This window comes from Flectobacillus roseus (assembly GCF_030056595.1).
GTDB lineage: Bacteria > Bacteroidota > Bacteroidia > Cytophagales > Spirosomataceae > Flectobacillus > Flectobacillus roseus.
In genome coordinates, this window is record NZ_JASHIF010000004.1 from 192,872 (window position 1) to 206,466 (window position 13,595).

Genomic DNA, 13,595 nt, shown 5'->3' on the forward strand with positions numbered 1-13,595 from the left:
CCGAATTACTCAGCAACAAGCTCTCCTTGATTATAAAATGCTTGTACATTGGCTAATATTTCTAAGATTTCGTCATAACTAAAAGCAGTTACAAGACGCATTCTAAATTCTTTGAAATGTGGTATACCTTTAAAGTAATTGGCATAATGACGCCGCATCTCAACAATACCGACATGGTTGCCTTTCCAGCGGATACTGAAATCAAGGTGGTGTTTACAGACATCTATGCGGTCTTGAATAGTTGGTGGCGCTAGATGCTCGCCTGTTTTTAAGAAATGCTTGACTTCGTTGAAAATCCAAGGATATCCAATAGAGGCACGGCCTATCATGATGCCGTCGACACCGTAACGATTTTTATATTCTAAGGCTTTTTCGGGAGAATCAATATCCCCATTTCCAAAGATTGGAATCTTGATACGAGGATTCTCTTTGATTTTTCCGATCAAAGTCCAATCTGCCTCTCCTTTGTACATTTGTACACGTGTACGCCCATGAATTGTCAAGGCTTCTATACCAATATCTTGTAGTCTTTCGGCTACTTCTTGAATATTCTTGGTTGACTCATCCCAGCCCAAACGTGTTTTTACGGTTACAGGAAGGTGCGTTGACTCTACCACAGCCTTGGTCATTGCTACCATTTTAGGAATATCTTGAAGCAATGCAGCACCAGCACCTTTACAAGCCACTTGTTTTACAGGACATCCGTAGTTAATGTCAATCAAATCGGGACCTGCTTTGGTCGCAATTTCACCACAAGCCCTCATGGTTTCAATATCCGAGCCAAAAAGTTGAATCCCGATTGGGCGTTCGTACTCAAAAATATCCAATTTTTGTACTGACTTTGCAGCATCACGAATCAAGCCCTCTGAGGAAATAAATTCAGTGTACATTAGGTCGGCTCCGTTGGCTTTGCAAACCGCTCTGAAGGGAGGGTCGGATACGTCTTCCATCGGGGCAAGCAAAAGTGGAAACTCGCCTAAATCTATATTTCTTATCTTTGCCATATTCAATTCTTGTCTGTATGTGCTAGGTTTTGGTAAATTCCTATAACAAACAGTCTTTTAGAATTATCAAACTCACAATTTTGCTGTAAATTTACAACCAATATGGCACAATTTGATACTTTTTCGTCACAAACTGACAGACCCCTTTTCGCTAAAGTTTTGATTTTGTTTGGATTAACCCTTGTTTTTCTGGCGGTTGGTTCGGCAATTGGGCTAGCTGTTTTCTCCAATATGACTGGTGTGCCGATGGCGCAATTCGCTACTTTTCAGGCAAATCCAGATCGTTATCCAGATGCATGGTATGCTATGATGCTCCTACAAGCACTTAGTACGCCTATTCCATTCATTCTTTCTGCCTTGGTTTTTTGGAAATACGTCGAAAATAAGGAAATCAATCAGTGGAGCCTTCGCCAGCCTACGGCGTTGGTCTGGGTTTTGGTGCTCATATTAGTTATAGGTTTTATGCCATTCGACTCGTTGTTTATAGAGTGGAATAAGTCAATTCAGTTGCCTAGCGCTCTGAAAGGATTAGAGCAGTGGATGCAGGAAAGCGAGGAGGCTGCCAAGAAAATTACTTTGTATTTTACTGACTTTAAGTCGTTTCCTCAGTTTGTAGTAGCCCTTGTGGTAGTGGCAGGAACGGCCGCTATTAGTGAAGAGTTACTGTTTAGAGGAGTTTTACAAAATATCTTATTGAAAAAGTGGAATAACCCTCATTTGGCTATTTGTGTAGCTGCATTTTGGTTTAGTTTTATCCATTTTCAGTTTTACGGATTAATCCCTCGCATGCTACTTGGTGCTATGTTCGGATATTTGTACTATTGGTCAGGAAGTTTGAGCTTGCCTATTTGGGCACATTTTGTGAACAACGGTTTTACAATTCTAATGAGCTATTTGTATAAAATTGGCGTTTTGGAAGTAAATATAGTAGAAACAGATTCTGTACCTTTGACGATAGCCTTGCCTTCGGCCTTGTTATCGGTGGTAATTTTTAGAATAATTTATCAAGATACCGCACTGAAAATTGAATAGTGAGTCCATAAATCAGAAATTTGAAATAATGAACGATTGGCAGAAGATATATGTGTCTGATAGTCCTTTTAAAACAGATTTGGCAAAAGCCTATTTAGTCGAAGAACATCAGATAGAAGCAGTTGTGATTAACAAAAGAGATAGTTCGTATCTATTGGGTGTATGTGAACTGTATGTGCCAGCTAGTCGTGCTACCTTGGCGAGGTTTTTATTAGAAAATGAAGGCGGTTTTCAGGATTCGCTGCAATAAAAAGTTTAATTCATATAATTATTTGAGTATTCATGCAAAATTAAATTGGAGAAAAAAGGTGTTTGTAATCAACAAACTACATCCATAATTCATCACTCACAATTCAGCACTAATACTTAAAGGCTATTCTAAATGAAATTTTTAAATTTATTAAAAAAAGGATGAAGGAAAAATTACAGGGTATGTCCAATCTTCAGCAACGTGTGATTGCTGCGGTTATTGCAATTCCATTTTTATTGTTTTGTATCATTTATAGCGATTGGACTTTCTATGTCTTATTTGCTTTGATTTCGGTATTGGCACAATTAGAATTTTATAAATTGCTTGGTTTGGATGGCAACGAGCCATTAACGTATTATGGTACTTTTTGTGGGTTTATTTTAGTCACAGTTACGTTTTTGATTGAGAAGGGCATTATTCCTTACGAAGATTATTATGTGTTGTCTCCACTTATGGCTTTGATATTTTTTATAAAGCTTTACAAGTCAGAAGATGAAAAGCCATTTAAGAATATCGCTTACACATTTTTAGGGGTAATTTATGTGGCTTTGCCGTTTGCTCTGATTATCATTTTGGCGTTCTTAACACCCGATTTCAGATTTAGCTGGCAACGTCCTTTAGGCTGTTTGTTCTTGCTTTGGGCTAGTGATACAGGGGCGTATTTTGCAGGTACAAAATTTGGTAAAACAAAATTGTTCGAAAGAGTTTCACCTAAAAAATCATGGGAGGGAAGTATCGGTGGTTTTGTTGCCGCTATGTTGGTTTCCTTTGTTCTAACTCAATATTTCGATGATTTAGAGGATTGGCAATGGTATGTATGCGGTGCTATTATTGTGGTGGCTGGTACGTATGGCGACTTGGTAGAATCGCTTTTCAAAAGAAGTATTAAAATCAAAGATTCAGCTTCAACCATTCCAGGTCATGGAGGATTTTTGGATAGATTTGACGGTTTGTTATTGTCAGTACCATTTATCATTACCTTTTTGAAAATGTTTTAATTGCTAAAAACAATATAAAAAGCGCCAATGTTCTTCTTTATGAAACATTGGCGCTTTTACTTTTATAGGGGTGAGTCATAATGATTTCTTGGTATTTGTGATAAAAGAGGATTTATGTAAAAGATTGAATCCTATTGAGATTAGATTGAACTTAGATCTAAACATTGGTCTTTACTTTTGTCACTTAATCTGTTATTTTAGTGTTATCAAGCAAACAGAGTTTTGCTAAAACGTTAAAAACTGTTAAACCAATACAGTACTACAAGGTCTAATCCTTTAAATTGTATAAGTTTGCGTATTCAATCCGTTGAAATTTCAAATTAAATATTATACCATGCGATTAGCATTTAGATATATTACCATACTAACACTCTTCTTGACAGGATTTTCTGTTAAGACTTTTGCTCAGGGGCAAGATAAGAGTGTCATATTTTCGGGAAGAGTAGTGGCAGACCGTAGTTCTGAATTTTTACCAAGTGCCTATGTTTTTAACCCAAATTCAGGAAGAGGTACATTGACAGATAACTTAGGTAATTTTGCCTTGTATGTATATCCTGGCGATACAATTCAGTTTTCGTATGTGGGTTATAAAAAGCGCTATTATGTCATTCCTAGAGACATTGAGCAAACACACCAAGCTTATGTGCGTATGGCTGAAGAAACGAGAATGCTCGCCGAGGTGAGGGTATATCCATATAGCACAGAGGAAGATTTTAAAAAGGCATTTTTAGAAATGCAGTTGGATAATCAGGCAGGACGTAAGGCATTAGCGAAGAATTTGGAGCAATCAAAATTGAATGTATTGGCGCTAAAAGCTGGTTTGAGTGGAGCAGGTAATTTTAGAAACTTCTCTGACCAAATGACTTACAGTATGGCCAATCGTAACTTTATTTCGAGCCCTTTGATGACCCTAACCAATCCATTTGCATGGGCACAGTTTATTCAGTCAATCAAACGTGGAGATTTGAAAAAAGATGATTATAAAAAGGCCTACGAAGATGCGCCAAGTGAGGGTGTAAGTCGTCAGAAAATTATGAAGGAAATTAAGTCTGGTGGAGGCCAGTAATATTGAGTGAATTGTGATTGATTGAATGAGTGATTATTTTAAGAAGAAATTTCACCAATATAAAGAAATGTTGCTTGGGGATGAGTTTAACACGCATTCAACGTTTTAATAAACAATACGATTCTTGACCATGATTTCATTTAGCGGGTAAATTTATTAATCCGTCATAAAATGTTTAAATAGTTTCATTATCAAAAAAGCGGTTGGAAAAACAATTTCCAACCGCTTTTTTGATATGCTATATCTGACTCAGCTTAAGATGCAATCATTGCGTCTCTACTGGTGAATTTCTTCTTAAAATAATCACTCATTCACTCAATCTCAATTCACTCAATTAGGGATGAATCATGTTTGATGTATAGTTGGAGAATGTCTACATTACAAAAACTTAACCTCAATCCTTCTATTGAGTTTTCTGTTTTCGTCGGATGTATTGGGTACAAATGGTTTGGTTTCGCCGTATCCTTCAGCTTTGATTTTATTACTTGGAATGCCTTTATTGATCAGATAATTCATCACTTCTTTGGCTCGTTTTTGAGATAAAATAAGATTGTCTGCATCTTTACCTACATCATCAGTATGTCCCGAAATTTCGACCGAAAGCGTAGGGTTACTTTTTAGCAAAACCACTAGTTTGTCGAGCTCAGTAGTAGATTGAGGTTGTAAGTCCCACTGGTTTGTTGCAAAGAAGATATTATTTAAAATTTCTTTAGCATCTTTTTGAATAGGTTCAAGGCTGATATTTAATACTTTGTCTAACGCATGAGTTTGGCTAAAATCAAAATGAAGGCTTTTGAAAAAATATCCTTGTTTATTCACAAACAAGGCATATTCGCCCGAAGTATTTAATACCGAAATATACTGACCTGTTTGAGCATCGGAGAGAAATTTCCCTACAGGTTGAGAAGAATTTAAGGCGACTAGCTCCAATTCTGCGGAGAGCTTTTGTTGTGTTTTAGCATCGGTTACAATACCTTTTAGGTACGTCGTAGCTTGTATTTTGGCCTGTAATGAGCCGGGTAAAGTGATTTCTACGAGCTTAGATTTTTTATATCGTTCACCTGTATCTTGTTCTAATGAGTAATATCCTTTTTGTCCGTCGGCAGTAATAAATAAGGCTACTTGGTCGTCTTGGGTATTGATAGGATAGCCTAAGTTTTGAGGTACAGACCAGTTAATACCTTGCTTTTGAGACATAAATAAATCCAAGCCACCCATCCCTGCATGTCCTTCAGAACTAAAAAATAGGGTTTGTCCATTGGCATGAATAAAAGGCGACAAATCGTCTTCAGTGGTGTTGATGATATTTCCTACATTTTGAGCCTTTTGCCATTGTCCTGTGGAGTCTTGTTTACTCACCCAAATATCCCTTTTCCCGATACTACCTCTTCTGTCTGATACAAAGTACAAAGTTCGTCCATCTGCCGAAAGAGAGGGTTGAGAATCCCATTCGCCTGAGTTGACGGCCTGCCCCATATTTACGGGTTTGCTCCAGTCATTCCCTTCTCGATAACTTACAAACAAATCACAACTTCCCAAGCTATTACGACCTCCACAGGCGGTAAATACCAAAGTTCGACCGTCGGCAGCAACACTGGCGGTTCCTTCATTTTGTGAAGTATTGATTAGTTCTGAGAGGCTTTGAGCTTGTTGCCACTGTTGATCTTTCCACTTCGAAACGTATAAGTTTTCGTCTCGATTGCTATAGTTTTGTGCTGTGAATATCAACGTTTCTCTGTCAGCGGTGAGTGTGGGGAAATACTGTGTATCGAAAGCATTGATGGTATTAGGTAAGGCAATGGGCTTTATATCAAGCGGTTGCTCTACAGCTCTTAAAGCAAACTCAGCATTAGCTATACTTCTTTTGATGCGTTGAATCGTCAGGTTATTTGCGGCTGGGATTCTTGGAAGTAATAATTCAAGATAAGCTTTGGCTTTTTGATATTCCCCTTTACGCATATACAAATTCCCTAAGAATTGTAAGGCACTGTTGGCGACACCAGCCTCTTGGTTGGAATTATAGCTTTTTTCATAATTTAGAATAGCATTGCCAAACTGTCTATTTTGTTCGTACAAACGACCTAACTGATAATAAGCCTCGGCAAAAAGGTTGTCTCGCTCAACGGCCTCCTCAAACTGTTGAAAAGCTTCATCTATTTTTCTTTCTTGCAAAGCCTGAAGCCCATCCTGATAGGCATTGATGGCCTTTTTATTAGTTGTAGAAAGATTTTGCTGAGCAAATACTTCGCTCGTTATGAAGCCTAAAAAGCAACCCAAAAGTGTCCAAAATCTAAACGTATTCATAGTTTTTGCAAGTAATAGGACAATGTTACAGTAAAAGAGCCTGTCAGATGATTCATCCAACAGGCTCTTCTCTTTGACCTTACGGAATGTTCATAAATTTATGAACTTGTAACGAAATTCTCCACTTTGGATTGTCTTTTATGTATTCTATAATCAAGGGAAGAATTGTTTCCGATTTGCTCCATTCAGGTTGGAGATATAACAGACACTCGGGTGACATTTTTGCCGCATATCCTTCGGCCCATTCAAAATCACTAGGATGATAAATGACAACTTTTAGTTCGTGGGCTTTTTCGAAAATATCTGGATTAGGAGCTTTGAATTTTTTAGGTGAAAAGCAAATCCAATCCCAGTAACCTGTCACAGCCTCGCACACCCCAGATGTTTCGATATTGGTTTGAATACCTGCATTATGAAGGGCATTAGTTAGTTCGTCCAGATGGTGCATCAACGGTTCGCCCCCTGTGATTACTGCCAATTTGCCTGGATGCTTGGCTGCTTCAGCTACAATTTCATCGAGTGTTAGTTGTGGATGCGCATTTACATCCCAAGACTCTTTTACATCACACCAGTGACAACCGACGTCACAGCCACCCAATCGAATAAAGTAGGCTGCTTTTCCCTGATAATATCCTTCTCCTTGAAGCGTATAGAACGCTTCCATTACGGGAAGGGTAGTTTGCTTTATATTTTCATCAATAATTATCATATCTTTTATGCTCAGTAGTTTATTAATTAGTTTGCTATTAAATGTAAAATAAACACTCAAAATTACTCAACAATATCCCCAATCAACGCTTGTAGGATGCCTATTTGACTAGAGCCTACGTGGCCATATTTGTGATAATTCCCTTTACAATAATTGAGTATTGCAGGTATAAAACGCGTGTAACGTGGTCTGAAAGGTAATTTTGCTCTTAAGTTATAATGTTCAAATGCTCTTGTAAGGGGCACTAGTTCATCAATTTTATGAGTAGTATTCTCAAGAATATAATCTATGATCTTCTTATAAAAAACCGCTTTTTCCAAGAAGGGTTCAACTTTTTCAGTTTTAGGACGCGTAAAGCGATTTTTTAAAGTAACCTTTTCTCTGTGTGTAAATTCATCATTTTTAGCTCCCACTTGTTGAGCAGAGTGCTGACGATACCAAATTAAATCTTCGTTGATAAAGTCTATTGAATTGGTAATTGATGCCAGCATGGCAATCCAACCGTCATGAATAAAATCCTTGTCAATTTGAGTAGGGAATGGAACAATCTCACTAACAAAGCTTCTACGAAAACACATAGTGCAGCCAGTCACTCTGTTACCAGCCATTAAAATTTCTGTTGAATGACCATTTCTCCAACGCTGTAATGTATGTTCCTCCAAATTGACGGTTTCCCACATTTTTTTACCCAAGCTGTTTAAATTTTCATCAACTAATAAAGCGTTTGAAAACAAAACATTTGTTTTAGGATGTTCCAGCATGTATTTACCCATCACCTCCAGTTTAGTCGGAACCCAAAAGTCGTCTTGGTCACATAGCATAATCAAATCACCAGTACACAATGAAACGGCTCTCTCAAAGTTTTTGACAGTGCGCAAGGCAGGCTTGTTTTCGTAAATACGAATTGGAAAAGGAGCATTTATCGAGCGAATAATTTCAAGCGTATTATCCGACGAATTATCATCACAAATTACAATTTCACTGGGTTTTAATGTTTGATTAATTAAACTTTCTATTTGGGTTTTGATATACTTGCTACCATTATAAGTACAAAGTGCTATCGAAATGGTGGGTACGTTCATTTTAATAAAGTCTTTCTACTAAAATAATATTAGTGTCAGTCTGTTTACAGGTTATTAGTGGGAAAGAAATATAGTCTATCGCAATCAATTATTTAGCAAGAATTATATTTTAAAAAATTGTGCTTTACAGTCGTCAATCCAGAATCGCAAATTTACGGATAACTTCCGATTTTATCATGCGGATTTTGTAATTAGCCGAGTCATTAACTAAAATGGATACATCTAAAATAAAATACTTTATCATCCTCACAGATTGTCCTACATATTTTCTATTTTGTAGTCTTAAGGTACATATATATCAAATTGCAGGGTATTTAGTGTTAAAATCCTTTAAGATTATATTTTTTCTAAAAAACTTTTCTTAATTCTTTAGTTGAGTTGCTATCGTTTTTTGCTAAAGTTTAAGGATTTTCTTTTGTTTTAGCTTTTAACTAAATGTATTTATTCTGAAAAAAGTAAAAACTCTTTCAAAATATGTGCTTTTTCAGTCTGCTATGATTTGGTCACTTAGTATATTTTTATAGACTTTTCAAAATCTATGCGCTAATTTCGCCACTCTTTTATTCATCTAAAACTAATAAACTGGCCTAAAACGTGAGGTGCTCCAAACGTAAGGCCTAACGTTCGATACTTTACAAGATCGAGCACTTTTTTAACTTAAGGTGATCCTCACAGGATTGTCGCCCAATCAACATGAAACAAAAATCTATTCGCAAGCAAGATGCCTTGGATTACCACTCCAAAGGCAGGCCAGGAAAAATTGCAGTTGTTCCGACCAAAGAAACAGAAACACAGCGTGACCTTTCACTGGCCTATTCACCAGGTGTTGCAGAACCCTGTATCGAAATTGCCAATAACGTAGAAAATGTTTACAAGTATACCGCCAAAGGAAACTTAGTAGCGGTAATTTCGAATGGTACTGCTGTGCTAGGACTTGGGAATATTGGCCCTGAAGCAAGTAAGCCTGTGATGGAAGGTAAAGGCTTATTGTTTAAAATCTTTGCCGATATTGATGTGTTTGATATTGAGCTAAACACTCAAGACCCAGAAGAGTTGATTCGTACAGTTAAAGTATTAGAACCAACATTTGGAGGGGTAAACTTGGAAGATATTAAATCTCCAGAGTGTTTTGAGATTGAAGAGAGATTAAGAAAAGACCTCAAAATTCCTATTATGCATGATGACCAGCACGGAACAGCGATTATTTCGGGTGCTGCGCTTATCAATGCCTTGGAATTAGTAAATAAGAAAATTGATGAATGTCGTTTCGTGATTTCTGGTGCAGGTGCAGCAGCTTTGTCTTGTGCGAAGTTGTATTTGTTATTAGGTGCCAAAATCGAGAATATTTTGATGTTTGATAAGGATGGTTTGGTTCACAAACGCCGTACTGACCTCAATAAATATGTTGCACCATTTGCTACTAGCACTGAAGGTATCGAAACTTTAGCCGATGCCATGAAAGGCGCTGATGTGTTCTTGGGCTTGTCGGTGGGCAATATTGTTTCACAAGACATGATTCGTTCGATGGCTAGCGACGCTATCGTATTTGCGATGGCCAATCCAACACCAGAGATTTCGTATGAAGATGCAGTGGCTGCTCGTCCAGATATTATCATGGCAACAGGTCGTTCAGATTATCCTAACCAAGTAAATAACGTATTAGGTTTTCCGTACATATTCAGAGGAGCACTCGATGTTCGTGCTACTGAAATTGACGAGAATATGAAGATGGCCGCTGCAAAAGCCCTTGCAGAATTGGCCAAAAAACCTGTTCCAGATATTGTAAACTTGGCATATAATGAGAAAAACCTGTCTTTTGGGCGTAACTATATTATTCCAAAGCCAGTTGACCCTCGTTTGATTACCACGGTTTCTATTGCGGTTGCCAAAGCTGCTATGGAATCGGGTATTGCTCAAAATCCTATTACCAACTGGGAAGCTTATGAGCAGGAGTTAGCAAAACGTTTAGGATTAGACAACCAGTTGATGCGCTATATCATCAACCGTGCTAAAAGAACACCAAAACGTGTGGTTTTTGCTGATGCTGAAAATTTGAAGGTATTAAAAGCTGTTCAGCAAGCCAAAGACGAAGGTATTTGTATTCCTATCTTATTAGGTAATGTACAAAAAATCCAACGTATCATTGAGGAACATAATTTGGAATTAGGTGATGTGAAAATCATTGATACTCGTGATGCTCAGAATGCAGACCAGTTAAAACGTTATGGCGATATTTTCTTCGAAAAACGTAAACGTCGTGGTTACAATCAGTATGAAGCGCATAAACAAATGCAGGTGCGTAACTACTTTGCAGCAATGATGGTAGAAACGGGCGATGCAGATTGCGTAATTTCTGGTTTGACGCGTAACTATCCTAATGCTATCCGTCCAGCCTTACAAGTAATTGGTCGCGATGAAGGTGTGAAGAAAGTATCGGGTATGTATATCTTGTTGACGAAAAAAGGGCCATTGTTCTTCTCTGATACGACGGTAAACTTTAACCCAAGTGTGGAGGAAATTGTGGAAATTACCGAGTTGACTGCCAAAGCCGTTGAGCAGTTTAATATCCGTCCAAGAATTGCCATGTTGACATATTCAAACTTTGGTACTGCCGATGGTGAAGATGCTGTTAAAATGCGTGAAGCTACGGCAATTTTACAAAGAAAGCACCCAGATATGATTGTAGAAGGGGAGATGCAAGCACACATGGCGTTTGATACTGATTTAGTTCGTGAAAATTATCCATTCTCGAAACTAGCAGACGAAGGAGCAAACGTATTAATTTTCCCGAATCTTTCGGCAGCAAATATTTCGTATAACTTGTTGAAAGAAACAGGTGATATTGAATATATCGGACCAATTTTACTTGGTTTGCGCAAACCTGTACACGTATTGCAATTAGGTTCATCGGTTCGTGAAATTGTGAACATGGTAGCAATTGCTGTAGTAGAAGCACAATCAAAATAGGTCTCTATTTTTGAGCTATTAGCTATTTTAAAAGGGAGTTTCGAAGTTTTTTCGAAATTCCCTTTTTCTATTTTCAGAAATACTGAAAAACAATTAGTTGTGTTTAAATATATTTTTCCTCACTTAACTGTATTAATTTTAGTTATATCCTAGGATGTTTTTAAAACAAAAAGATAATGAAAACTGATTTTTTAGTATCTTTGAAAACAGACTCCCTTTATCCGTTCTAACGAAAACTACCTAATCAAGACAATTTATAAAGATGTATTCATTCAGACGAAATATAGACCATACTTACTTAGATGAGGTGTATGGAGGCGAACGTGACATAATAACCATGATGATGGGAGTATTTTTGTCAGATTCTGTGCCTTCATGGGAAAGTGTAGCTACATCATTGGCTAACAACGATTATGTTACGGCTGGTCAGGTCGTACATCGTATCAAGCCCTCTTTTACGATGATTGGTCTTCAAGATTTTCATGAGCCTGTTCAAGCCTTGGAACACGCCCTGAAGCATGGAGCAGCAAAATCTGTTGTACAAGATTTACACAAGCTGATTGATGAGGAGCTAGCACTCATCATTCCACAAATAGAGGTTTATCTATCTGAGGAATCATAAAATAGTTTGTTGTGAAGTATCGAGGTGAACTTGATGGTAATTGGGTAGATATTTTCTGATTATTGCTTAAGTGGAATGGTGTTTGTTGGATTCGATACCAATAAAGTTTACTAAATCCTTTCTGCTAATTCTATCAAATATTCTAGGGTATGAAACAATTTATTGAAATTCTCCTCGTGCTTGCGCTGTTTTTGGTTTTTTATACTTACGTAGGCTATGGAATTGTAGCTTGGGTTTTGGTAAAAATTCGAACTTCCTTAGGAAAAACCTTCAAAGCTGAGTTTGACCCCGAATATCTTCCTGAAGTAACTTTAGTGGTTCCTGCGTATAATGAGATGAGCTGTATCGAAAGTAAGCTTTTCAACTCCCTAGATTTAGATTATCCAACCAAAAAAATCGAATTTCTTTTTGTCACAGAAGGCTCAACCGATGGCACTAGCGAGTATATCGAGTCGATATGCGCTCAGTATCCACACGTGCGGATGATTGGTGGAACGGCACGACGTGGCAAAATTGAGGCAATGAATATGGCCGTACCAACAATCAAATCTCCGATTGTGATATTTACAGATGCTAATACAACCTTAAACAATCAAGCCATTAAAGCGATAGTTCGCCATTTTAAAGATGAAAAAGTGGGAGCTGTAGCTGGCGAAAAGCGTATCCAAACCAATGATGCCGAAGCTGCTGCAGGGGCAGGCGAGGGCTTGTACTGGAAATATGAGTCGTTTTTGAAAAAACTTGATACCCAATTATATAGCGTCGTAGGGGCAGCAGGCGAACTTTTTGCCGTTCGAACTAATCTCTTTAACCCCGTTGAAAAAGATACTCTCCTCGACGATTTTGTAATTTCACTCCGTATTGCTGCTGATGGATATCGTGTTATTTATGAGCCAGAAGCCTATGCTATTGAGCGTCCATCGTTTTCTATTCAAGATGAAATGAAGCGTAAAATCCGTATTGCTGCAGGTGGTTTTCAAGCCATTGCCCGTTTAGGATTTTTATTGAATATTTTTAAATATGGCTTGTTATCTTTCCAGTATGTATCGCACCGTGCGATGCGCTGGGCTGTAGCGCCATTCTGCTTACCGATTATTTACTTCCTCAATTTGCTACTAGTTTTGCAGGCAGAACAAGGATTTTTGCCTCAGTCTTTTTACTTGCTTCTATTTCTTGCACAAACAGCATTTTATGTAATGGCTTTTGTGGGATATACCTTAGAAAATAAACAAATTCGTATCAAACTATTGTTCGTGCCATTCTATTTCTCGTTTATGAACTGGTGTGCTATTAAAGGCTACGCGCGTTATCGCAATGGTCTCACTTCAGGTATTTGGGAAAAAGTGAAAAGAGCGGAGTAGTTTTTTTTAGGGGATAGGGGTGAGGCATCAGGGGAGAGAGTTTTTTCTTTTTAAGTGAACAGGCACAAAGGAGCAAAGGCACAGAGTGTTTTTAGGGGATAGGGGTGAGGCATCAGGGTTTAGTTTTTTCGAAAAAAGTTGAAAACGTAGGTTAAATTGAGTAGATGGAGTGCAGGTTAGGGGTTAGAATAACCCCTAAC

The 13,595-nt window shown here is 37.8% G+C and carries 11 protein-coding genes; 7 read left to right on the top strand and 4 right to left on the bottom strand.

The annotated features are described in order from the left end of the window. Positions 1-5: 5 nt before the first annotated feature. Positions 6-1,004 (bottom strand): tRNA dihydrouridine synthase DusB, encoded by a 999-nt coding sequence (gene dusB, locus QM524_RS05565; RefSeq protein ID WP_283343820.1) that lies wholly within the window; start codon positions 1,002-1,004, stop codon positions 6-8. Between the two features lie 102 nt (positions 1,005-1,106). On the opposite strand from dusB, the gene QM524_RS05570 reads away from it, so the two are divergent. The 4 genes from QM524_RS05570 (at position 1,107) to QM524_RS05585 (ending at position 4,350) form a co-directional block, all read left to right on the top strand. Further along, positions 1,107-2,036 carry a CPBP family intramembrane glutamic endopeptidase gene (locus QM524_RS05570; protein ID WP_283343821.1) on the top strand — a complete coding sequence of 310 codons (930 nt, stop codon included), beginning with the start codon at positions 1,107-1,109 and terminating at the stop codon, positions 2,034-2,036. 28 nt (positions 2,037-2,064) lie between these two features. After that, positions 2,065-2,286, top strand: coding sequence for a DUF2007 domain-containing protein (locus QM524_RS05575; protein ID WP_141234719.1), 222 nt, complete (start codon positions 2,065-2,067; stop codon positions 2,284-2,286). Between the two features lie 161 nt (positions 2,287-2,447). Continuing rightward, the gene (locus QM524_RS05580; protein ID WP_095161738.1) at positions 2,448-3,284 is read left to right on the top strand and encodes a phosphatidate cytidylyltransferase; all 837 of its coding nucleotides are present in this window, start codon (positions 2,448-2,450) and stop codon (positions 3,282-3,284) included. Positions 3,285-3,618: 334 nt separating this feature from the next. Continuing rightward, entirely contained in the window at positions 3,619-4,350 is a 732-nt protein-coding gene (locus QM524_RS05585) for a carboxypeptidase-like regulatory domain-containing protein (protein ID WP_095161736.1), read from the top strand. Between the two features lie 378 nt (positions 4,351-4,728). On the opposite strand, the gene QM524_RS05590 is transcribed toward QM524_RS05585, so the two are convergent. The 3 genes from QM524_RS05590 to QM524_RS05600 form a co-directional block, all read right to left on the bottom strand. After that, positions 4,729-6,654 carry an OmpA family protein gene (locus QM524_RS05590; protein WP_283343822.1) on the bottom strand — a complete coding sequence of 642 codons (1,926 nt, stop codon included), beginning with the start codon at positions 6,652-6,654 and terminating at the stop codon, positions 4,729-4,731. Between the two features lie 79 nt (positions 6,655-6,733). Next, entirely contained in the window at positions 6,734-7,363 is a 630-nt protein-coding gene (locus QM524_RS05595) for a 7-carboxy-7-deazaguanine synthase QueE (RefSeq protein ID WP_283343823.1), read from the bottom strand. Positions 7,364-7,425: 62 nt separating this feature from the next. Next, entirely contained in the window at positions 7,426-8,445 is a 1,020-nt protein-coding gene (locus QM524_RS05600; RefSeq protein WP_283343824.1) for a glycosyltransferase family 2 protein, read from the bottom strand. A gap of 693 nt (positions 8,446-9,138) precedes the next feature. On the opposite strand from QM524_RS05600, the gene QM524_RS05605 reads away from it, so the two are divergent. From QM524_RS05605 to QM524_RS05615, 3 genes are all read left to right on the top strand, one after another. Beyond that, on the top strand, positions 9,139-11,412 hold the full coding sequence (locus QM524_RS05605) for an NADP-dependent malic enzyme (protein WP_283343825.1): 2,274 nt from the start codon (positions 9,139-9,141) through the stop codon (positions 11,410-11,412). 262 nt (positions 11,413-11,674) lie between these two features. Then, the gene (locus QM524_RS05610; RefSeq protein WP_283343826.1) at positions 11,675-12,034 is read left to right on the top strand and encodes an Hpt domain-containing protein; all 360 of its coding nucleotides are present in this window, start codon (positions 11,675-11,677) and stop codon (positions 12,032-12,034) included. A 149-nt stretch (positions 12,035-12,183) separates the two neighbouring features. After that, complete coding sequence (locus QM524_RS05615; protein ID WP_166580317.1) at positions 12,184-13,395, top strand: glycosyltransferase family 2 protein; 1,212 nt, start codon at positions 12,184-12,186, stop codon at positions 13,393-13,395. Positions 13,396-13,595: the final 200 nt, after the last annotated feature.

Coding starts and splice junctions, on each gene's coding strand:
- QM524_RS05570 (WP_283343821.1), top strand. CDS start 1,107: ATGGCACAATTTGATACTTTTTCGTCACAAACTGACAGACCCCTTTTC.
- dusB (WP_283343820.1), bottom strand. CDS start 1,004: ATGGCAAAGATAAGAAATATAGATTTAGGCGAGTTTCCACTTTTGCTT.
- QM524_RS05600 (WP_283343824.1), bottom strand. CDS start 8,445: ATGAACGTACCCACCATTTCGATAGCACTTTGTACTTATAATGGTAGC.
- QM524_RS05605 (WP_283343825.1), top strand. CDS start 9,139: ATGAAACAAAAATCTATTCGCAAGCAAGATGCCTTGGATTACCACTCC.
- QM524_RS05585 (WP_095161736.1), top strand. CDS start 3,619: ATGCGATTAGCATTTAGATATATTACCATACTAACACTCTTCTTGACA.
- QM524_RS05575 (WP_141234719.1), top strand. CDS start 2,065: ATGAACGATTGGCAGAAGATATATGTGTCTGATAGTCCTTTTAAAACA.
- QM524_RS05595 (WP_283343823.1), bottom strand. CDS start 7,363: ATGATAATTATTGATGAAAATATAAAGCAAACTACCCTTCCCGTAATG.
- QM524_RS05615 (WP_166580317.1), top strand. CDS start 12,184: ATGAAACAATTTATTGAAATTCTCCTCGTGCTTGCGCTGTTTTTGGTT.
- QM524_RS05590 (WP_283343822.1), bottom strand. CDS start 6,654: ATGAATACGTTTAGATTTTGGACACTTTTGGGTTGCTTTTTAGGCTTC.
- QM524_RS05610 (WP_283343826.1), top strand. CDS start 11,675: ATGTATTCATTCAGACGAAATATAGACCATACTTACTTAGATGAGGTG.
- QM524_RS05580 (WP_095161738.1), top strand. CDS start 2,448: ATGAAGGAAAAATTACAGGGTATGTCCAATCTTCAGCAACGTGTGATT.